Source organism: Pelatocladus sp. BLCC-F211 (genome assembly GCF_041928655.1).
In the GTDB taxonomy this organism is placed as follows: Bacteria; Cyanobacteriota; Cyanobacteriia; order Cyanobacteriales; family Nostocaceae; genus Pelatocladus.
The window spans coordinates 1-20,351 of the sequence record NZ_JBHFLM010000148.1; the positions used below are offsets into that span (position 1 = coordinate 1).

Here is a 20,351-nt window from a genome sequence, read left to right on the forward strand (position 1 = left end):
TAGTACTGATTTTCGCAGGGTTTGTTGTTCTTCTTGTTCTTGTGCTTCTTGATATTCTGCGATCGCTTGAGTATCTACTAAGTTTACCCGGTTATCGCTGTCATCAGTGAGGATCTCTTCTGAGACTAGTCTCACCATATCCCCACCAGGTACTTGGGTTAAGCCACCACGCTGGGTACGACGTAAATAATTGACAAATCGATAAACTAGCAGAGGTTGATTACGTACTGGTCGCAGGCAATATTCCTCTACACTGGCAAATAGCAGGGCGCTGCGTAAGCGCGGATCGGTGGTAAATTCCGAGATAAAAGCCATTTGCTGTTGCATGTAATTATCGCTTTGCAGCAATTCTTGAATGACTTCTTGCAAGACATCCAAAACCGAGCGTTGGCGATCGCGACTCAGAGCCACCCATGTCTGAATTTTATTTCGTAATGTGACTAGACTTCCCAAGCGAGTCAATAAATTCTTATAAGCAACTTCTTGTCCTTTACCCAGATAACGTTGATTTAAAATCTTCCAGCGATATTCCATCACTTGTCTAGCAATATCTAATTGTTGTGGATCTTCAAATCGCTGTTGATTGCTGCCTAATAGCCAGCGAACAATGCTTTCTTTATTAGCTATAGGTTGTTCTGGACACTCAACTTCTAGACGCTTGTGCCAAAATTGTGATACTTCATCCGCTCCAGAAGTAAGATTGCGCTCCTCGAAACCCCTTGTCGTGATAGCAACTGCGTACTCGTCGTATCCATACCCAACAGCAATATTTCCTTCTACTACTTCCGCATTAAATACTCTACGTTGTCTATACTGTGAGGTTTTGATTTTTTGTTCTTGAGGTACAACTTGCACATTCTGTACAGGGATACCCAATATCTCAGTCAGTTTACCCTCTCTAAAAAGAGCTAAAATCTTCTCGTACCCATCTTCAGAGCCTTCCAAAGTAATTTTTATACTACCTGCTTCAATTTTCCGCAATTTTAAGGAAGCATCTCCCGAAATTTGACATAAATACTCATAAATAGCGTCTAACTGTTTCTTATCAAAATCATCGATTGTAGCTTCTAATACAATTGACCATCTAACTTTAGCTTTAGACTCATTTTCTTTTTCACATAGAAGAACAGGAGTTAAATGTTCTGGAATACCTTGTAATTGAATTTCCACACAACCAAACTTGTAAGCTTCTTCAATTGGACGATTAGCACCAAGCGCTTTATAAAATCCCACAGCAAATGCGATCGCTGATCGCTGCTTTATCCCCAATAGCTTGGTTCATACCGATAACATACTTGATATGCTTAACAATTGCCTCTGCCTGTATTTTTGAATAACAAGCATTTAAAATGACACAACTAACTTGTTTCTGTACAAGTTCAAATAATGCAGCCAGAGCATGAGATGTGACGGGCTTAATTTTTCCCAATTCATCTTCAAAACAAAGCTCTCCAGTACTCTTAGCATGACCAGAAAAATGTACAATGTGAGGCTCAATATCCAGTAATGCTTGGCTAATATCACCCGGACGTATTGACGTTCTTTGTTCTAGCCAAAATTGATCTCGATATTTTGCTAGTTGTAATCTTTCTTGAATATCTCGGAATTCCTGTCCTAAGCGTAATCGCGAAGCATCACTAGGATCAGAAGCTAAAAACAGAATTTTGATTCGATGATCATTGCTCATTCATTGTTGTACAAATCCTGGTGCTTACTAATATAGCTTCTCAACAGGTACTCGTATTATGTCCTTATTTTGTGACATTTAAGCCTCAACATATTCACAAAGAGTTGTCGGTTCAGGTATTGGTAAACCGTCTTCGCGTAAGCCTTCCAAATGAAAAGTTATAGCTTCTCTCATCTGTTCCTCTACTTCTTCAAGAGTTAAACCTGTCGCTACACACCCAGGTAAATCTGGAACATAGGCAGAATAATTACCATCTGCTTTTTCAATCACAATTGCATAACGCATTAATTTTCTTCCTTAAATCAGTGAACAGTACCAGCCGCAGAAATCATCGGCGTATGGTGGGAGACTGTTACCTACCACCAATTGCTGGGGGACTTAAACCCAAGGATTTCACTGATAACTGATAACTGTTAAACATCCAACCCCACTACCGTTAACTGCGGCGGATGTTCAACCATAAACTGATAATAAATCTCCTGTTTTCCCTGAGCAGAAATTATCACATCCCATTCCAATATCCCCATTTCGCCTAATTGAATTTGGGGATTACTGCGAGTTAGACGGACTTTAATTTGTTCATTCCGACTAATTGGTAATTGTTCAGTCAATTTTAAATTCGCTGGTTGGTTGAGCAAATTAGTAATTATTAACCGATAAGCATAAATAATTCTGCGGTTACTACCAATTAATTTTTTCTCAACTTGCCGTTCAACTAACTCACGCTCAATTTTCAAACCTTCGTCAATACCTAAGTTAACTTTAAACTCTTGTCCTGGCGCAATATTTTCCAGCTGAGTACTACCCACAAAAATATTGTCACGGTAAACATTTGCTTTACCAGGTAACAAAGTCGCACCCTCAGAGTTATTTTTTACCTTTGCTTGCAAATAAGCAAAACTCACTAGGCGCGGCATTACTATGTAATTAAAACTACATGGAAAATCGTCATTAAAGATTGTAGTTTTGTGGGGTGTGCCATCACTAGGTATATTCCCGCTACTACTCAGTTTAAAAGTAACTACACTCCCTTCTCTAGATACTTCTGCTACCACAGTTTCAGCTGGTATGTCTGCTTGTACTTCTGCACTTGCTGGTGCGGGAGTTGGCATAGCAGTATCTGCTTCCGCAGCACCTAACTGATTCCTAGCACGCATCGGTACTGCTGTCATTACGTAACTTTGTGGCATGAGACGAGGTATGTCAATATACCAAGGTTGTAATTTGGGTGGGAGTGTACCTAGTCCTGGTTTAGCAGTAGAAAGGGTAAGAGCTACACCCAGCCAATCTTCACCTGTGCTTTGTGTTACTTCTGCTAGATAACCGAGATTGACAACATTGCTGTTACTGCTTACCCGTAGATCATACAGAGGAGTCCAACTCGCACGACTCACCAGGTAAGATACTTCGAGTTCAAATTCGCCTGCACCCGCAGGTTCTACACCTACACTCAAGCTTAAACTTTCTTTGGGATGGGGTGTTTGGATAGTTTGTAATTGCTGGCGGAGTGCTTGTAATTGCTTGTCTAATTCTTTCTGACGAGTTTTGCACTCGGTTGTGGCGATCGCATACTCACTATACTGACTTCCGATAAAGTTAAGAAAATCCAATGTCTCGCTCAGATTGAGATTTTTCCGCGCCAGACTAATCGAAAATTGTTCTTCTGTTTTCTCGCGCAAACCTTGGATAAAACTAGACTGTAACGCCAAAGAATCAATTTGGGCTTGTAGATGTTGCCACTCTAATTCTAACTGTTGAATCTGCTGAGTCAGGTGAGCAACTTTTGCTGCTACGGGTTCAGTAGAAAACATGCGATCGCACTTCACTTCCAGCAAGCGTACTGCGACTTTTCCCTTACCACTAACTCTGACAGACTCTGTTTCGACAATCTCCGGCAGTGGAGTAATGACTAATTCTTTTTCTTGTCCTGTTAAGGATACTAAACCTCTTCTTGTTACCAAAGCTTTGTCAGAGTACACCGTTACTGCCACAATCTGACTTGCTACGATTTTTCGCACAGATGGTATTTCTGGGTTCTCCACTGCCAGTTTCCCCCTATGTTTTTATATGGAGACTTTAGCTCGGTAGCTAATACTCTGTCAAAGCAAGTTTCCTGGGGTCGTAGTGAGCGCTTAAGCGCTCATAAAGGACTAAAGTCCTCACTACAAACCCCTCAAAGCTAGGTTGCCAGACTACTAGTATTTACTTCAAATCTTTGTTACTTCAATGTGAAAGAAGTCAAAGTTGAGACATTACATCTTTAGCTGCTTCTAGTGTTCTGTCAATATCTTCTTCTGTGTGAGCAAAAGAAGTAAAGCCAGCTTCAAATTGTGATGGTGCTAAGTAAATACCATGCTCTAACATCCCGCGATGGAAGCGAGCAAATTTAGCCAAATCTGATTTTTTGGCATCTTCGTAGTTATGAACAGGGCCAGCAGTAAAGAACAGACCAAACATAGCACTGATGGAACCGCCACAAGCTGGATGACCAGTTTCTTGGGCAACTTGCAACAAACCATTTGCGAGTTTCTTGGTAATCTGCTCTAAGTACTCGTAAGTACCAGCTTTTTGCAGTAATTCCAGGGTCTTAATACCAGCAGTCATAGCTAGGGGATTACCAGACAGAGTCCCCGCTTGATACATTGGCCCAGCAGGAGCAACCATTGACATGATATCTCGACGACCACCATAAGCTCCGACGGGTAAACCACCACCAATTACTTTACCTAAAGTTGTGAGATCCGGGGTAATACCAAACTTCTCTTGAGCGCCACCATAGGCGATGCGGAAACCTGTCATGACCTCATCAAATACCAATAAAGCGCCGTGTTCGTGGGTAAGTTCCCGTAATCCTTCTAAGAATCCAGTATCGGGAGGAATAAAGCCAGCATTACCCACCACTGGTTCCAAAATTACTCCAGCAATTTGGTCGCGGTTTTCTTCAAATAAAGCTTTCACGGCTTCCAAATCATTGAAAGGTGCAGTTAGGGTACTACTAGTTACTGATTTGGGAACACCTGGAGAATCTGGTAAACCCAGGGTAGCCACACCTGAACCTGCTTTTACCAAAAACATGTCAGCATGGCCGTGGTAGCAACCTTCAAACTTGATGATTTTTTCACGTCCAGTGAAAGCCCGCATTAATCGCAACACTGCCATACAGGCTTCGGTGCCAGAGTTAACAAATCTTACCATTTCAATGCTAGGAACAGCATCAATGACCATTTCTGCCAAGACGTTTTCTAGCACACAAGGCGCACCGAAACTAGTGCCTTTTTCTAAGGCTTCATGCAACGCTGCAATTACTTCTGGGTGAGCATGACCACAAATAGCTGGTCCCCAAGTACCGACATAATCGATGTATTGATTGCCATCGATATCCCAAATGTATGCGCCTTTAACGTGGTCGAATACAATTGGTTGTCCTCCCACAGATTTGAAGGCGCGAACAGGGGAATTTACCCCTCCCGGCATCAGGTTTTGGGCAGCCGCGAAAATTTCTTGTGATTTTGTTGTTTTAATTGTTGTATTAACCAAGGTTCTCTCCTCAACAGTGGGAAATAATTAAAGCTCTATCTTGGGATAGGGGTGAAGTTTTCTCAGAACTTCTATCGTATAAAATTACCTGAACCAGGAAAATAACAATATGTTATACAAGTCCAATCAAGACTTGCCTGTAGAGATTCGCACTCGCTTATCCGAGGCATACCAAGATGTTTACCGAGCAGCTTATAATTCGGCAATTCATTGGTATGGTGAGGCTACAAAGGCTCATCAAGTTGCTTTAAGTGCTGTTAAAATGCAGTCTGCTATGCATAAAAGTTATGTGATCTAAGTCTGGATAGAAAAAATCTTCAGACAAAAAGTGCCAGTTGCCCTCTTTAGAATGGTATCGTGAACCCATGAATCATTCTCGCTTTTTTTGAAGCACCTGGTATGTTTTTTTCTGCGAGCAATTCTCAACACCAAGTCATCCCTGTTGATCAAATTCGCTACGATGATCGCGGTCTTGTCCCGGCTATTGTCCAAGACTATCTAGATGGTACTGTTTTAATGATGGGGTGGATGAATCGGGAGTCCCTACAAAAAACTTTAGAAACAAGAGAAACTTGGTTTTGGAGTCGTTCCCGTGAGGAGTTATGGCATAAGGGAGAGACTTCTGGCCACATTCAGAAAGTGCAAAGTCTTCGTTACGACTGTGATAGTGATGCACTACTGATTGGAGTTGAGCAGGTAGGAGATATAGCCTGCCATACTGGTGAGCGTAGTTGTTTTCATCAGGTAGAAGGAAATATCACTCCACCACCTGCGGATACTTTATCACAAGTATTTGCTGTGATTTGCGATCGCCGTGATCAACCCCAGGAAAGTTCATACACTTGTAAACTATTGGCTGGTGGTGATAATAAGATTTTGAAAAAAATTGGCGAGGAAAGCGCAGAGGTCGTCATGGCGTTTAAAGATGATGACCATGATGCGATCGCATCAGAGGTTGCAGATTTGTTCTACCATACCCTTGTCGCTCTTGCTCACCATCAAGTTGATTTGAAATCAGTATATCGCAAGTTGCAGGAGCGTCGGCGCTAATTTATATGTATTTATTTATATGGTTATGAACAGTTCGTTTAACTAAAAATCAATTTTGAATTTTTAACGTGTAGGGGTGTAAGGGCAGTAAAAATCCTTACACCCTAATTGCGCTGATGAACAATTACTAAAAACTAATCAATGAAATAAAGTAATCTAATCTTTTTGTAATTCTTATTATTCTCGGAAATTTTCCTCACTGATTCCACAGAGTTTCCACAGGCTATTTCCTAGTTTTCCACAGATAATTTACGATGATATCGGCTTTTGACCCTTGATTGGGGATTGTTTGTTTACAACTGTCAGAGATATTTAAGACTGAGTTTAAGTTAAGAAACATTACAAAAATGACTTAAAAGTCCTATACTTTCGTAAGTATGTATTTTTCATAAACTGATTCGTAATATTTCGCAGCATTGACAACCCCACCCCCTTTTGACGCAAAATGATGCGGCTTACCTTTTTAGTCTGCTCGGATATCTGTACTACAGAATTGTTGACAGACAAAGAAAGGGACTACACACTCTCATCCTGTGGCTATAACTCAAAACAAGATTTCCTAGTCAATGGACACCGCCAAGGAGAAAAACCTCATGAATACGACTGTTAGCATCTTTACAGAAATTCCTGAAACACTACACGAATCTCTCAAAACCTACTTAGAAAAGCATCCTGATTGGGATCAAAACCGGGTCTTAACGGCGGCGCTGTCATTGTTTTTACTCCAAAATGGAGATAGCGATCGCCATGCTGCTCGTGTATACTTGGAAACCTTATTTCATCACTGCTAAATATCTATACTGTGTACTAAATTATGCCTAAAAGCTAATTTAGTAGACATCTTGAGTCATGGGTGTTTCGATTAGCAGTGCAATTAAGTGGACAATGTTCTTTACCATCACATTTAACACTTACTATCCTAAGTAGCCAAATTTTCGTGAACATGAAGCGGCCATTGCTTTAGGGTAAGCATCAAAATCAAAAAATCAAGCAAAATTGTATGACATTTCGAGTAGTTGCTCTAGGTCGCGCAACTACTGATATTAAGAATGGGATGTAAGCAAAACTAATCTTCGTAAACTCTTTGATTACAGCTTTGTAAATATTCAGTCAATTCAAGTGCGGCTCGAAACAATATCGTCAACCGTACTTGGATGTAGCTATCTACCGAAAGTAAAGATAAATTAAATTGTCGAGCGGCTTGCGCCGCTCAAAGTTTGTATTTGTCTTTTGTTGGTTATTGGTTGTTATTACTAACAACTAATGACCATTGACCAATGACTACTGTGGTTTATCTGGCTGCTGAGATTGAGGAGGACATTCAAATTTGTAGCCAACACCACGTACAGTCTGAATTAATGCTGGCTGGCTAGCATCAACTTCTATTTTCTTGCGAATTTGACCTATGTGTACATCTACAACCCGTTGGTCGCCGACGTATTCATAATCCCAGACTTCTTGGATTAGTTCAGCTCTTCGCCAAACTCGACCTGGATGACTAGCCAAAAAATGCAACAAATCGAACTCCAAAGCGGTTAGGGGTACTGGTTCATGATTGAGTGTTACCTCTCGCCGCACCGGATCGATCATCAATTTTTCAAATATCAGACGTTTCTGTTCTGCTGTGGTTACAACCCGTTGACGCCGCAAAATAGCTGCGACTCTGACTTCAAGTTCTCCCAAACCAAATGGTTTGGTGAGATAGTCATCAGCACCTTTAGAAAAGCCGCGAATCTTGTCAGCTTCATCTGCACGGCTGGTTAACATCAGAACAAAAACGCCATTGCGGCTTTGCATTTCTTGACAGAGGTTGAAGCCGATCACGTCTGGTAAATTAACATCCAAAATGACCAAATCTGGATTAAATTGCTCAAACAGAGCTAGAGCAGTCTTACCATCTTCAGCAGCCTCCACCTGATAGTTCTGCTTCATCAAAAAGCGTTGGATTAAATTCCGTACCGCAGGGTCGTCATCAACAACAAGAATCTTGGCGGGAGCCATGACCATCACTTTACACAAAAATTTATTAGGATAAACATACAGGTTGCGTTAAAAACGCATTTCCTGCTCAGAACAAAATAAAATCTACAAGGCTAAGGCACAAATTTCCTGAATGATCCAAATATTAGTTTAATCAGGATTTTCGACTACTAGAGTGCGAATTTTAAATTATCATGCCACCCTGAACAGTTTTAGGCTAATAGCTGTTAACCTTGGTTGTAGTAAGTAGATGCTCTTACGTGAGCCGCAACCCCTAGTAAAATAAGATACTTATGTATCCTTTTTACTTAGTAATTTCAACGCTATTAATTTTAAATCTATATGCGGCTTTATGGTACAAGGGAATGTAAGGCTTCCTAATTCAAACTTAATCAAGGTACAGTCAACAACCAAATTGGAAAGGGAAAAGGTATTTTTTTCATAAAATAAAGGCTTGTAGGTATTTTTAACTCAAATTCTAGAGTAGAGCGAGAATTTGTGAACGACATGAGGGGATACACGGAGTTATAACAATATGTTAAAGTGTCTATAGTTAAAAGTACCAGGTCGATTCTGCTTACACATGCTACGATTCAGGTATGATATATAATAAATCGACCGAAACATTGGTTTCGACCGACACAAAATCTCAAGTTATTTTTTTGTAAATAAATATTGCTGCCGAGTCAGGCTAAACCAACAAACTCACCATGAGCGAGCAAAGTCCCTACGAAAAACTTGGGGTATCTGAAGAAGCTAGCTTCGATGAAATTCAAGATGTTCGTAATCGCCTCTTGCAGCAACATAGCGGCGACAGCAAGCGTCTAGAAGTCATCGAAACGGCTTACGATGCGATTTTGATGGATCGCTTGCGGATGCGCCAAGAAGGAAAGATTAAAGTACCAGAACGCATCCGATTTCCAGAACGCCTTGTCCAAGCACCTCCTAAAGAAACTCCCGCGCCTCGCGAAAAGTCGCCTGTATGGCTGCAAAATTTTCTGGATAAACCAACACCAGCAGATGTAATTTTACCTGGTGCTTGGTATCTGGGTTTAAGTGCCATCAGTGTGTTTTACCCAGGTGGAGGCGATCAAGTTTTACAGATGGCGTTAGTGGTTGGTGTAGGTATTAGTATTTACTTTATCAATCGTAAAGAAGGTAAATTTGGTCGAGCAGTTTTATTTATTCTAGTTGGTCTAATTACTGGTTTAATTGCTGGAGGAATAATTGCTAATTTGGTATTGCCACAAATACAGCAGTTTGTGAGTCTGACACCAAATCAGTTTTCTACGGTGGTAACTTTTGTTTTATTGTGGTTGATTACTAGTTTCCTTAAGTAATAACTCGAAACAGGGAGAAGGAAAAAGGAGAATGGTCAAATGTGATCAAAAAACTCCTTTAACCTTTAACCCCGACCTAATGAATCAGCAATTACCTAGTTCCTGTTGGTTGTAAAGCTTGCTCTAAAACTAAATCAACAGCTGCACTGAAATTCTTAACAATGAAATCTGGCTGATAAAATTCCAGTTGGGCGCGATCGCGGATACCACTCTCTACAGCAATAGCCTTTATACCATGCTTTTTCGCAGCAGTGATATCAGCTTCTGTATCTCCTACCATCCATGTATCTGTAGCGGCTGGTAGTTCTTTTAATGCTCGTGCCATTAATAAAGGTTTATCATCAATGTCACGGGTTTTTACATAATCATTACTCAAACAATAACAGCGATTCTCTGGGAAAAATTTACTTAAATCATATTGTTGGAAAGCATAATCTAGCTCTTTGACTCGGCGCATAGTCATAACCGCTAAATCAACGCCAGCTTCTTGAAGTTTTAACAAAGTATCCACAGCACCAACCGCTAGGTGATCGTACTGGAAATAAGGCTCTGTATGTACCGTATTTCGCCGCAGCTTGGAAAACTCTTGTGCTTGTAATTCATCTAAACCAGAAGCCATAGCAATTTGGGTTTCACTGATGCGCGATCGCTTCATTTGCCAAAATTCTGCTTTTGAAAGTTCTCGCACTGGTTGAGATGGACGGCGGATTTCCTGTAAGCAGAACTGATACACACGGTAGTATCGTTCTGAAACATCCATAATTGGACCGTCAAAGTCTGTAATAATTCTTAACATTCTGTTAAAAAAATAATAATTAATTTATCTTTACACTAGCCCAGATTTAACCGTGTTTGAGTTTTAAATATTTAATGAATGAGTTTTGGATTACTAATCAGATGTAGATTTGCGAGCAGCTTCTAAATAAAAAAACTTTACCGTAATAGTGAAACTGAAAATTTAAGTTCACCAGCTGCTTAGAATCATGTGTAGTGACTTTTTTGGGGCTTGTATCAAACATAGCCCCAATTCCAGTTTCTTGCTTCTATAAAGTATTAATTAATCCATAAAGATACCTAGTACCAAAGTAAAATGACCGCCTACTAACCTCTACCCTCTATTCTCTAACAAGCACCCCTTTTCATTTGTTCTCGTTCTATGGCTTCAAATAAAGCTTGAAAATTACCTTCACCGAAACCTTGAGCTTGACGACGACGTTCTATCAATTCAAAGAAAAAAGTTGGCTGTTCAAAGATAGGCTGAGTGAAAATTTGTAGTAGTAAAGCATGGGGAGTCTGTGGGTTCCAGTCCACCAAAATTTCTTGTTGAGCGATCGCTTCTAATTCTTCACCAGTCAAGGGAAGTTCTGGACGTTCTTTGAGTTGCGAGTAATAAGTTTGGGGAACTGGGAGCAAAGATAAACCACAAGCACGAAATTGAGCGATCGCACTCACAATATTCACAGTACGTAAAGCAATATGCTGAATTCCTGGCCCTTGATTAACATTTAGAAATTCCTGAATTTGGGAATTAGCTGAAGTTGGTTCGTTAATGGGGAATTGTACATTGCCACAGCGAGAAACCATAACTTGGCTAGACAAAGACGAGCGATCGGTTTGAATTTTAAATGTCTGCTGGGGTTGAAAATCAAGAATTTTTTCGTACCACATTACCGCACGCTCTAGATCACCCACTGCGACATTGAGGACAATATGATCTATAGCGGTGATGGAAGGGGACACGGGGAAGTGGAGACGCCCAGACACGGAGAATAAAGTTTCGCTATTGTCTGCGTCTTCCGAAACTGCATTAGTCAAAGAACCTCTTTCAATCAACGTATGTGTCACAGAACCCCAAGCAGCTATTTTGCTCCACTTAATGTATCTGTCTCCTTGTTGATGATGTTGGATGGGTTGTAAGACTTTAGCTCCGTATGCTTGAGCGCGAGCGATCGCTGCTTCTACATCTTCAATTGCAAAAGCAATATCTGCTACACCGGGAGGATGTTGACAGAGAAAATCTGCGACTGGACTGATAGGTAATAGTGGTGAAGATAACAAAAAGCAAACAGAACCACTTTTCACTGCTTCTGTACAGGTGTGAAAACTACTTTCGTTGTCTATGTGTATAAAGGGGGTTAAGAGTGTCGAACTTTCTACGGTTTGAAAACCAAGATGACTGACAAACCAATCACGCCAAGCTTTAGCATCTTCCACATAAAAGTGAACCCAATTAATTTTCATAAGGTAAGAGAATCCAGCACGACAGCCTATCTGTCTCGTTATTTTGCCTTTTTTGCTGAATTTTCAAGTCATTCCTAAGCAATAAATTAGTTATTGGTTAGGAATCAGTTATCAGTTAACAGTGAGTAATGAAATTTGATCATTGATAACTGGTAACTGATAACTGAATTAAATCTCACTACCGATCGCCAACCGCACTCCCCAAAAGATAATTAAAGCTGCAATAGCTAGCCCGTCACGTCTTTTAAGGCGTAGATCGTGCCATTGGACTCGATGTTCATTAGGACTAGTAAAACCCCTTACCATCATTGCATTCGCCATTTGTTCTGCTCTTAGTAGTAGGTTTTCCAAAAGTCTCTCTGCTACTAGCATCCAAACTTTGATTGCTCCTTTGAATCCCAATTTTTTCCAATTTATTGCTCTTGTCATAACAGAGCGAACTAAATTCTGTACTTCTTCTAATACTAAAGGTATAAACCGTAACGATAAAGTCAACATTAATGTGATTTCAGTTACAGGTATATTAAACCTTTGTAGGGGTTGCATTAAGCTTTCGAGAGCGGCAGTGATTTCTTCTGGTGCGGTTGTTAGAAGATATAAATTGGTACTATAAATAACAGTAAATAAGATTGTACTTAGACTGATTGCTAAATCTAAAGAACGACGAGTTACTTTGATTGCACCTTTTTCAAATAGTACGTAACTATATTTTTGTTGCTTCTGAGTGGGTAAAGTTTTATTAGTTGGAGTTGGAGTTGGAGTTGGAGTTGCAGAATTAGTGGGATTTGGTTGCTCAGTTAAGATGACATCGTTAGTCGGTAGACGTGGTTGATAGCTTATACCCAAACCATCGGGGCTAATAGCAGCAATCACTAACACAAAAAAGCATAGCATTAACAACCAGCCCATCTGCTGCTGCCAAACTCGCTTGGGAATTCTGGCGATTAGGGTAGCAAGAATCAACAATGCTACCAGTAATACTCGCCATAAATTGTTAGCAAAAATGTAGGTTGTAAGAAAACTCATCAACCAGATAAACTTGACACGTGGGTCAAGTTTATGTAACCAAGTTTGCGGTTGTTCTAGATAAAGACCTATTGGTAGCGATCGCAGTAAATCCATGTTTAGTCATTAGTCATTGGTCATTAGTTATTGGTCATTGGTCATTGGTCATTGGTCATTGGTCAATTGGCTGATCATCTCTTGATGGTACAAGCTCCTAGATTTCATAGAGAACCAATCCAAAATCTAAAATCCAGATGACAAATGACAAATGACAAATAACAAATAACAATCATTACACGCGGGCTGCTCTATTATTACTAGCATTTTCCACATCTCGTGCTTTTTTACTCCGCCAGAACAATCGGATCGGCGTACCCTTAAATCCTAATTGCTGTCGGAATTGTCGTTCGATATAGCGACGGTAGTTATCGTTAAAACGTTTAGCATCATTGACAAACAATGCTATTGTCGGTGGCTGAGTGCTAACTTGCGTACCGTAATAAATTTTACCTTGTTTGCCACTGCGGCTGACTGATGGCGAATGCCAGCGAACAGCTTCCTCTAGAACTTCGTTGATGATCGATGTGCTGACGCGGCGCTTGTGTTCCTCGGCTGCTTGATTCACCAATTCCAAAATCTTCTCTACTCTTTGTCCAGTCAAAGCGCTGACAAAAATGGTTTCTAACCACTCAGTAAAATGCAGCCTTTCTTGCAAATGTTTTTCGTAATCGTAGATCGTGTAAGAGTCTTTGTCTACCGCATCCCACTTATTCACCACAACAATGCAGGCTCGCCCTTCTTCGATTACTCGTCCGGCTAACTTTTGGTCTTGTTCAGTGACACCATCAATAGCATCAATTACCAATAAAACCACATCGGCGCGACGAATTGCTTTAAAAGCGCGGTTAATACTAAAAAATTCCGGGCCGTATTCGACGTTTTTCTTTTTGCGAATTCCGGCGGTATCGATTAAAAGATAAGTTTTCCCATCACGTTCAATTTTGGTATCAATTGCATCACGGGTAGTACCGGAAATTGGGCTAACAATTGCTCTCTGTTCACCAACAAAAGCATTTAATAAGCTTGACTTACCGACATTGGGGCGTCCGATAATTGCGATTTTGATTTCATCAATGTCTGGAATATCTTGGACTGGTTGTAAATAAGTTACCAATGCATCTAGTAAATCTCCCGTACCACTACCATGAATAGCAGAGACGGCGAAAGGTTCACCCAATCCTAAATTCCAAAATTCAGCAGCTTGGATTAAACCTTGTTCTGGAGATTCACATTTATTTACAGCCAACAGCACCGGTACGGGTTGTTGTCGTAACCATGTAGCGATTTCTTCGTCGGCTGCTGTCGGCCCAGTCAGACCATCAACTACAAAAATAGCCGCACTGGCTTCCGCAAGCGCAGCCATAGCCTGTTGGCGAATTAATGGTAAAAATTCGGTGTCATCATTAAAGACTAAACCACCAGTATCGACAACCATAAATTCGCGATCGCGCCAAAAAGCACTTAAGTATGTGCGATCGCGCGTTACTCCTGGTTGATCATAAACAATAGCAGATTGCTCTCCCGCCAAACGATTGACGAAAGTCGATTTACCTACATTCGGGCGACCAATAATAGCTACGATAGGAAGTCTCATAATCTCGATGCAGAATACTGCAAATCTTTATTGTAGCGATTAGAGCTGTTCTTTTTATCTGTTTACGATTTAATTTAGTAGCAATCTCATTCAATCTTCCTTTCTAATTTCAGTTTTGTAAATCCTCTTGGCTTTCGTTGCTCAGAATTTAGTTCAGCCAAGAATCTTCAATTAGAATTCAAAAGTAACCAAGAATCTATAAGCCATAAACTATATTTTTGATAATTCAATGCCATTCACCAAAAAACTTTTTCGTGTTGATGACCTGAATGTACAAATTTATAACTGTAAAACGGAATTAGCCGAGAATGTAGCAGAAATTGCACGTGATTATTTACAAGAAGTTTTACAAAAAAATGGTCATGCTGCTGTATTGCTAGCCACGGGTAATTCTCAGATAAAATTTCTCAATGCATTGATAACATTGGGTGGTATAGATTGGTCTCAGGTTACTTGTTTCCATTTGGATGAGTACTTAGGAATTTCTGCTGATCATTCTGCTAGTTTTCGACACTATCTACGAGAACGTTTTCACAAACGAGTTAATCTGCAAGAATTTCACTATATCCAGGGTGATGCTTTAGAACCTTTATTAGAATGCGATCGCTACAGCAAATTATTGCAAGCACAATCAATTGATTTATGTTGTTTGGGTGTGGGAGAAAATGGACACATTGCCTTTAACGATCCATCTGTGGCTAATTTCCAAGATGCTTACAGTGTAAAATTAGTGAAATTAGATCAAGCAAATCACGAACAGCAAGTAAAGCAAGGCCATTTTCCGAGTTTAGAAGCTGTACCAAAATATGCTTTTACTGTTACGATTTCCATGATTTGTTCTGCTAAAAAAATTTTCTGTCTTGCACCAGGATCACACAAAGCTAAAATAGTGCAACAGATGCTACAAGAAAATATCAGTACAGCTTGTCCTGCTTCTATTCTTCGCAAATATTCTCAAGCAACATTATTTTTGGATCAAGATTCTTCTTCATTGGTTAGTTCTTAGTTAAGAAAGGGAACAGGGAACAGGAAAAAATGCGCGTTGTGGGTTTATACCAGTTCTCTATAATCTCGCAACACATCAATCTCTGTGTCCGGTGTGTCACCGCGTCCCCATCTCCCCGCGTCATCGAGATATTCTTCATTAATTGGTAGGATGACCCCATTTTTAGGGAACTATAAGCAGAGATTGGAGCATTTTCTTGCACCATCAATACTCATTGAGTAGTCAATTTAGAATTGAGACACCAGAACACGATGAAACGGCTTCCATTCTGGCGGCATGATCGGTTTTTCAAACGAGCCGTTAGCTTAATCATACTTTTTTCGCTGACGGTACTGGGGGTAAGTTGTACGGCAACCTCCTCCAGTAATCCTTCCCAATCCGCAACGACACCAACAATCAATCCTGTCGTGACTCAGCCTTTACGGGTGGCGGTGATTCCGGCGCGAAGCTCTCAAGAACAGGAAAACAGACTACAATCTCTGGCAGCTTACCTCCAGCAAATCCTCAACCGTTCAGTCAATATTCAGCTCAGTAAAAACTATGAGGCTGCGGTAGATTTGTTGGTTAATGAAGAGGTGGAAATGGCTTATTTAGGAGCCTTAACCTATATTAAGGCACGCGATCGCAATCCTAATATTGAACCACTTGTTCTTCCCATCGAACAGATAACAGGACGCCCTTGGTATACGAGTGTTATTATTGCCAACTCTGATCGGGAAATAAATTCCTTGCAAGATTTGCAAGGTAAACGTTTTGCCTTTGTCAGCCCATCCTCTACTTCTGGGTTCCTCATGCCAATGAATGCTTTTCAGAAAAAGGGCATCGATCCGACACGGGATTTTGTTGGTATCCGGTATTCCGGCAGCCATGATCAAGCTGAGACAGATTTAGAAACAGGTGTGGTTGATGCGATCGCCACAGAAAAAGCCATCTTCTTACAAAGTCGTAGAGAAGGCAAACTCAAATCTTCCAATTACAAAATTATCTGGGAATCTGAACCAATTCCTACCACACCCATTGTCATCAATACAAAAAAGTTCTCACCGGAAGTAATCAACCAACTCAAGCGAGCCTTGATTGACGCGCCGTCAGGAATTGTGGATGTGAATGGCTCAAATTCTAACGGATACACCGTCACAAAAGACGCAGACTTTGAGCAAATTCGGCAAATTTACACCCGTCTAAAATCTGTAGTGGTTGCTGCTAAATGAAAATTCTGACTAAGTTTATTGGTTCGACGGCAATTTCTGTGGGATTAGTGATTGTGTTGATGGGGGGTAGTACGCTGCTGATCAAACAGACTGAAGAATCGATCAATCGCAGCCGAACTCGCACCAATCAAGCCGTCCGCGAAACCGAAGACCTCCGGCTGGCATTGGAAGAGCAAACCTCGGCGCTGAAAAACTATTTGCTGTTAAACCGTAGTACAGCAGACATGATAGTTTACGAGCAAGCCCTGTCCAGCTTTTCAACGACATTGACTACACTGGAACAACTGATGCCAGAGGCGAAGCAACCTGATGTGGTGCGCCGCCGCCATCAGTTCCTAGTGCGCCTGGTGGACGGTTTGAAAAACCAAACACAGTCTTCCACCCTTCAGGCACAGCAAGATGTGAAAGCGATTAACTCCTTCCAGGATGACATCAAGCTGTTTCTTCAAGCGCTAGAAGAGGAAGTGGAGCAACAAGATGCTGCCACCCGCCAAGCCGCCGAGCAATTCAACCAAACTACTACCATTGTCACTTACGATTTAATTGGCCTAGTACTGCTGATTTTCATCGCGCAGTTTGCCTTGACCCTATTACCAGTAATTCGCTCTATTCAAAAGCTCCAACAAGGAGCCACAGAATTAGGTGCTGGCGACCTAGATTATCGTCTAGATATCCACACTGGCGATGAAATTGAGCAACTGGCGCAGGAATTCAACCTGATGGCAGCGAAATTGTCAGAATCATACGCTTCCCTAGAGCAAAAACGAGCAGCAGCCGATACCGCAAACCAAGCAAAAAGCGAGTTTTTAGCCAATATGAGTCACGAACTCCGTACGCCACTAAATGGCATCCTGGGTTACGCTCAAATCCTTAACCGTTCCCAAAGCTGGGGAGAGAAAGAACGCAAAGGTGTGCATATTATCCACCAGTGTGGTTCTCATTTGCTGACGCTGATTAATGACATCCTCGATCTCTCGAAAATTGAAGCCCGTAAACTAGAATTGCAACCCCAAGCAATTCATCTACCGTCTTTGTTACAGGGGATAGCAGAGATAGTCCGCATTCGGGCAGAGCAAAAAGGCATTGATTTTGTCTATTTGCCCGATGCGAACTTGCCAGAAGGCATCGAAGCCGATGATAAGCGGTTGCGACAAGTATTGATTAACCTGTTGGGAAATGCTGTCAAGTTTACCGAACAAGGAAAGGTGACATTTAAAGTAGAGGTCATCGATCAAGCCGAACCACAAACGACGCGCGGAGTATCGCAGATTCGGTTTCAAGTCAGCGATACTGGCATTGGCATGAGTCCCGAATCGTTGTCAAAAATTTTCCTGCCTTTTGAACAAGTGGGCGATGGTAAACGACACTCAGAAGGAACCGGACTCGGACTTGCCATCAGCCACAACATTATTACTTTGATGGGTAGCCAGATTCAAGTGCAGAGCCAGTTAGGGGTAGGCAGTACCTTTTTCTTTGAGGTTGATTTCCCACTAGCTTTGGAATGGCAACAGTCTGCCATGACTGCAACCGGACAGCAATTGCTTGGGTATGAAGGGCGCAAGCAAACGCTTTTAGTAGTGGATGACAAATGGGAAAATCGCTCGGTGATTGTTAATCTACTGGAACCGCTTAGTTTTGTCGTTTTGGAAGCAGAAGACGGGCAGGATGGGTTAGTTAAAGCAGCTGAGGTTAAACCCGATTTAATCATTACCGATTTATTAATGCCCGTGATGGATGGCTATGAATTTATGAGACAAATTAGGCAGTCTGAAACATTAAAGGCACTACCAGTAATTGTTTCCTCGGCATCAGTTTCGACAATGGATCAACAACAAAGTTTGGATGCCGGTGGTGATGATTTTCTGACAAAACCCGTCCAAGCTGATGAATTATTTAAACTGTTACAAAAACACTTGCAACTTCAATGGGTTTACCAATCCACTGAATCATCCCTTGAGCCATCGGTTTGTCCACAAGATGCAGAGGCAATTGCTTTGTCTGGGGAGCTCCCAAATCAAGAAACTTTAGCACAATTGCTTCAGCTTGCCCAGGATGGACGTTTGCAAAAACTAGCCCAAGTGGCTATGGCCTTGGAGCAGCAAGAGCCACGTTACGCTGCTTTTGTCCAGCACATCCTAGAACTCACTAGTAAATTCCAGGTGGAAAAACTTGAAGCCTTCATCCTGCAATTTACCCATGAATTAACCAGTACATACAGAGGTGAGGAATGAGAGACGTGCAATTAATTTTGGTAGTAGATGATACCCCTGCGAATCTGGCAGTCACTTCGGAAGCACTAACTGATGCAGGCTTTGAAGTGGCGATCGCCAAGGATGGTGAACGTGCCATCAAACAAGCTGAACGCAATCTGCCCGATTTGATTTTGCTGGATGTGATGATGCCCGGTATCGATGGGTTCGAGACGTGCCGCCGCCTCAAAGCCTCACCCATCACCCAAGAAATTCCTGTGATCTTTATGACTGCCCTTTCAGACACCACCGATAAAGTTACCGGGTTTAATTTGGGTGCAGTCGATTATGTTACTAAGCCATTTCAAGAGGCGGAATTGCTTGCCCGTGTCAAAACCCATTTAAAATTACGCCATCTCACTCAAACCCTGGAACAGCAAGTTGCCGAGCGTACATCTGAGCTGACTGCGGCCCTACAACAAGTGCAACATTCCCAGATTCAGTTGGTGCAATCAGAAAAAATGGCAACCTTGGGACAATTGGTGGCAGGTGTTGCCCACGAAATTAACAATCCCGTTAACTTTATCCACGGCAACCTCGGTCATATCGAGAACTACATACAAACGCTTTTAGAATTTATTCAACTGTACCAGAACTACTATCCCCAGCCTGTATCAGAAATTCAAGCGAAAGTAGAGAATGAGGATCTGGAATTTTTGCAGTTAGACTTACTCAAAATCCTCACTTCACTTAAGATGGGGAGCGATCGCATCCGAGAAATTGTCAGAACCCTCCGCAATTTCTCTCGCACCGACGAAGCAGAATTCAAAACTGTTGATCTTCACGAGGGAATCGACAGTACCCTGATGATTTTACAATACCGCCTGAAAGCTACGCCAGAACGTCCGACAATTAAAGTCATCAAAGACTACAGTAATTTACCTCCTGTTGAATGCTATCCTGGTCCTTTAAATCAGGCATTTATGAACATTCTGGTAAATGCTATTGATGCACTAGAGGATTCATTTCACAAAGGACAAAATACCCTTGATAAATTTACAATCACTATTCGCACTTCGGTAATTGCTGGCCAATCGATAGAAATAAGCATAGCTGACAATGGCTTTGGTATTCCAGAACAGGTCAAACAACGTATATTTGAACCATTTTTTACTACCAAACCTGTAAATAAAGGTACAGGGATGGGATTATCTATTAGCTATCAAATCATTACAGAAAAACATGGAGGCAAACTAGAGTGTTTCTCTACTCCTGGTGAAGGAACTGAATTTGTCATGAAAATTCCCATACAACAGCAAGTTCGTTAGAGGACAAACTTCAACTACCCCGCCGCACAGGCGGACGGAACTTATGTACTCAATAGAGAGTCTAGAAGCCCCACCCACTCGCGAAGCGAGAAGCAAGCTACAGGCTTTGCTAGGGTGGGGTAA

Annotated in this window: 17 protein-coding genes and 2 pseudogenes; 8 read left to right on the forward strand and 11 right to left on the reverse strand. The window is 41.4% G+C overall.

The features are described from left to right. The 6 genes and pseudogenes from ACE1AT_RS18385 to hemL all read right to left on the reverse strand — a co-directional run. Positions 1–729 (reverse strand): annotated as a pseudogene (locus ACE1AT_RS18385) (hypothetical protein); the annotation flags it as partial. A gap of 132 nt (positions 730–861) precedes the next feature. Beyond that, a pseudogene (locus ACE1AT_RS18390) lies at positions 862–1,233 on the reverse strand (hypothetical protein); the annotation flags it as partial. Then, on the reverse strand, positions 1,220–1,687 hold the full coding sequence (locus ACE1AT_RS18395; RefSeq protein ID WP_374870878.1) for a hypothetical protein: 468 nt from the start codon (positions 1,685–1,687) through the stop codon (positions 1,220–1,222). The gene ACE1AT_RS18395 and the pseudogene ACE1AT_RS18390, both read right to left, overlap by 14 nt. Positions 1,688–1,765: 78 nt before the next feature. Further along, on the reverse strand, positions 1,766–1,972 hold the full coding sequence (locus ACE1AT_RS18400; RefSeq protein ID WP_374870880.1) for a type II toxin-antitoxin system HicB family antitoxin: 207 nt from the start codon (positions 1,970–1,972) through the stop codon (positions 1,766–1,768). A gap of 128 nt (positions 1,973–2,100) precedes the next feature. Further along, positions 2,101–3,729 carry a mucoidy inhibitor MuiA family protein gene (locus tag ACE1AT_RS18405; RefSeq protein ID WP_374870882.1) on the reverse strand — a complete coding sequence of 543 codons (1,629 nt, stop codon included), beginning with the start codon at positions 3,727–3,729 and terminating at the stop codon, positions 2,101–2,103. A 196-nt stretch (positions 3,730–3,925) separates the two neighbouring features. After that, positions 3,926–5,224 carry a glutamate-1-semialdehyde 2,1-aminomutase gene (gene hemL / locus ACE1AT_RS18410; RefSeq protein WP_374870884.1) on the reverse strand — a complete coding sequence of 433 codons (1,299 nt, stop codon included), beginning with the start codon at positions 5,222–5,224 and terminating at the stop codon, positions 3,926–3,928. A 109-nt stretch (positions 5,225–5,333) separates the two neighbouring features. On the opposite strand from hemL, the gene ACE1AT_RS18415 reads away from it, so the two are divergent. From ACE1AT_RS18415 to ACE1AT_RS18425, 3 genes are all read left to right on the forward strand, one after another. Beyond that, positions 5,334–5,522 carry a ChaB family protein gene (locus tag ACE1AT_RS18415; protein WP_016859064.1) on the forward strand — a complete coding sequence of 63 codons (189 nt, stop codon included), beginning with the start codon at positions 5,334–5,336 and terminating at the stop codon, positions 5,520–5,522. A gap of 101 nt (positions 5,523–5,623) precedes the next feature. Beyond that, the gene (gene hisIE, locus ACE1AT_RS18420) at positions 5,624–6,274 is read left to right on the forward strand and encodes a bifunctional phosphoribosyl-AMP cyclohydrolase/phosphoribosyl-ATP diphosphatase HisIE (protein ID WP_374870886.1); all 651 of its coding nucleotides are present in this window, start codon (positions 5,624–5,626) and stop codon (positions 6,272–6,274) included. Positions 6,275–6,867: 593 nt separating this feature from the next. Beyond that, entirely contained in the window at positions 6,868–7,065 is a 198-nt protein-coding gene (locus tag ACE1AT_RS18425; RefSeq protein WP_017313148.1) for a DUF2811 domain-containing protein, read from the forward strand. A 490-nt stretch (positions 7,066–7,555) separates the two neighbouring features. Here ACE1AT_RS18425 and ACE1AT_RS18430 read toward each other — a convergent pair whose 3' ends face one another. After that, a complete protein-coding gene (locus tag ACE1AT_RS18430; RefSeq protein ID WP_016865534.1) occupies positions 7,556–8,275 on the reverse strand; it encodes a response regulator transcription factor in 720 nt (239 codons plus the stop codon). A 689-nt stretch (positions 8,276–8,964) separates the two neighbouring features. On the opposite strand from ACE1AT_RS18430, the gene ACE1AT_RS18435 reads away from it, so the two are divergent. Then, a complete protein-coding gene (locus ACE1AT_RS18435; protein WP_374870889.1) occupies positions 8,965–9,594 on the forward strand; it encodes a CPP1-like family protein in 630 nt (209 codons plus the stop codon). A 91-nt stretch (positions 9,595–9,685) separates the two neighbouring features. Here ACE1AT_RS18435 and ACE1AT_RS18440 read toward each other — a convergent pair whose 3' ends face one another. From ACE1AT_RS18440 to der, 4 genes are all read right to left on the reverse strand, one after another. After that, positions 9,686–10,390: an HAD family hydrolase gene (locus tag ACE1AT_RS18440; RefSeq protein ID WP_374870891.1), complete on the reverse strand. Its 705-nt coding sequence runs from the start codon at positions 10,388–10,390 to the stop codon at positions 9,686–9,688. Between the two features lie 326 nt (positions 10,391–10,716). After that, positions 10,717–11,835: a 4-hydroxyphenylpyruvate dioxygenase gene (gene hppD / locus ACE1AT_RS18445; protein ID WP_374870893.1), complete on the reverse strand. Its 1,119-nt coding sequence runs from the start codon at positions 11,833–11,835 to the stop codon at positions 10,717–10,719. Between the two features lie 168 nt (positions 11,836–12,003). After that, the gene (locus tag ACE1AT_RS18450; protein ID WP_374870895.1) at positions 12,004–12,957 is read right to left on the reverse strand and encodes an energy-coupling factor transporter transmembrane component T family protein; all 954 of its coding nucleotides are present in this window, start codon (positions 12,955–12,957) and stop codon (positions 12,004–12,006) included. A 175-nt stretch (positions 12,958–13,132) separates the two neighbouring features. After that, positions 13,133–14,494 carry a ribosome biogenesis GTPase Der gene (der, locus tag ACE1AT_RS18455; RefSeq protein ID WP_374870897.1) on the reverse strand — a complete coding sequence of 454 codons (1,362 nt, stop codon included), beginning with the start codon at positions 14,492–14,494 and terminating at the stop codon, positions 13,133–13,135. Between the two features lie 229 nt (positions 14,495–14,723). On the opposite strand from der, the gene ACE1AT_RS18460 reads away from it, so the two are divergent. From ACE1AT_RS18460 to ACE1AT_RS18475, 4 genes are all read left to right on the forward strand, one after another. Next, positions 14,724–15,500 (forward strand): glucosamine-6-phosphate deaminase, encoded by a 777-nt coding sequence (locus ACE1AT_RS18460; protein WP_374870899.1) that lies wholly within the window; start codon positions 14,724–14,726, stop codon positions 15,498–15,500. Positions 15,501–15,751: 251 nt separating this feature from the next. After that, on the forward strand, positions 15,752–16,711 hold the full coding sequence (phnD, locus tag ACE1AT_RS18465) for a phosphate/phosphite/phosphonate ABC transporter substrate-binding protein (RefSeq protein ID WP_374870901.1): 960 nt from the start codon (positions 15,752–15,754) through the stop codon (positions 16,709–16,711). Further along, positions 16,708–18,942, forward strand: coding sequence for an ATP-binding protein (locus ACE1AT_RS18470; RefSeq protein ID WP_374870903.1), 2,235 nt, complete (start codon positions 16,708–16,710; stop codon positions 18,940–18,942). The genes phnD and ACE1AT_RS18470 overlap by 4 nt, the downstream gene beginning before the upstream one ends. Next, complete coding sequence (locus tag ACE1AT_RS18475; protein ID WP_374870905.1) at positions 18,939–20,228, forward strand: response regulator; 1,290 nt, start codon at positions 18,939–18,941, stop codon at positions 20,226–20,228. Before ACE1AT_RS18470 ends, ACE1AT_RS18475 begins: the two co-directional genes overlap by 4 nt. The last annotated feature ends 123 nt before the right edge of the window (positions 20,229–20,351 follow it).

Coding starts and splice junctions, on each gene's coding strand:
- ACE1AT_RS18415 (WP_016859064.1), top strand. CDS start 5,334: ATGTTATACAAGTCCAATCAAGACTTGCCTGTAGAGATTCGCACTCGC.
- ACE1AT_RS18395 (WP_374870878.1), bottom strand. CDS start 1,687: ATGAGCAATGATCATCGAATCAAAATTCTGTTTTTAGCTTCTGATCCT.
- der (WP_374870897.1), bottom strand. CDS start 14,494: ATGAGACTTCCTATCGTAGCTATTATTGGTCGCCCGAATGTAGGTAAA.
- ACE1AT_RS18435 (WP_374870889.1), top strand. CDS start 8,965: ATGAGCGAGCAAAGTCCCTACGAAAAACTTGGGGTATCTGAAGAAGCT.
- ACE1AT_RS18430 (WP_016865534.1), bottom strand. CDS start 8,275: ATGGCTCCCGCCAAGATTCTTGTTGTTGATGACGACCCTGCGGTACGG.
- ACE1AT_RS18425 (WP_017313148.1), top strand. CDS start 6,868: ATGAATACGACTGTTAGCATCTTTACAGAAATTCCTGAAACACTACAC.
- ACE1AT_RS18450 (WP_374870895.1), bottom strand. CDS start 12,957: ATGGATTTACTGCGATCGCTACCAATAGGTCTTTATCTAGAACAACCG.
- ACE1AT_RS18470 (WP_374870903.1), top strand. CDS start 16,708: ATGAAAATTCTGACTAAGTTTATTGGTTCGACGGCAATTTCTGTGGGA.
- ACE1AT_RS18400 (WP_374870880.1), bottom strand. CDS start 1,972: ATGCGTTATGCAATTGTGATTGAAAAAGCAGATGGTAATTATTCTGCC.
- ACE1AT_RS18440 (WP_374870891.1), bottom strand. CDS start 10,390: ATGTTAAGAATTATTACAGACTTTGACGGTCCAATTATGGATGTTTCA.
- phnD (WP_374870901.1), top strand. CDS start 15,752: ATGAAACGGCTTCCATTCTGGCGGCATGATCGGTTTTTCAAACGAGCC.
- hisIE (WP_374870886.1), top strand. CDS start 5,624: ATGTTTTTTTCTGCGAGCAATTCTCAACACCAAGTCATCCCTGTTGAT.
- ACE1AT_RS18475 (WP_374870905.1), top strand. CDS start 18,939: ATGAGAGACGTGCAATTAATTTTGGTAGTAGATGATACCCCTGCGAAT.
- hppD (WP_374870893.1), bottom strand. CDS start 11,835: ATGAAAATTAATTGGGTTCACTTTTATGTGGAAGATGCTAAAGCTTGG.
- ACE1AT_RS18460 (WP_374870899.1), top strand. CDS start 14,724: ATGCCATTCACCAAAAAACTTTTTCGTGTTGATGACCTGAATGTACAA.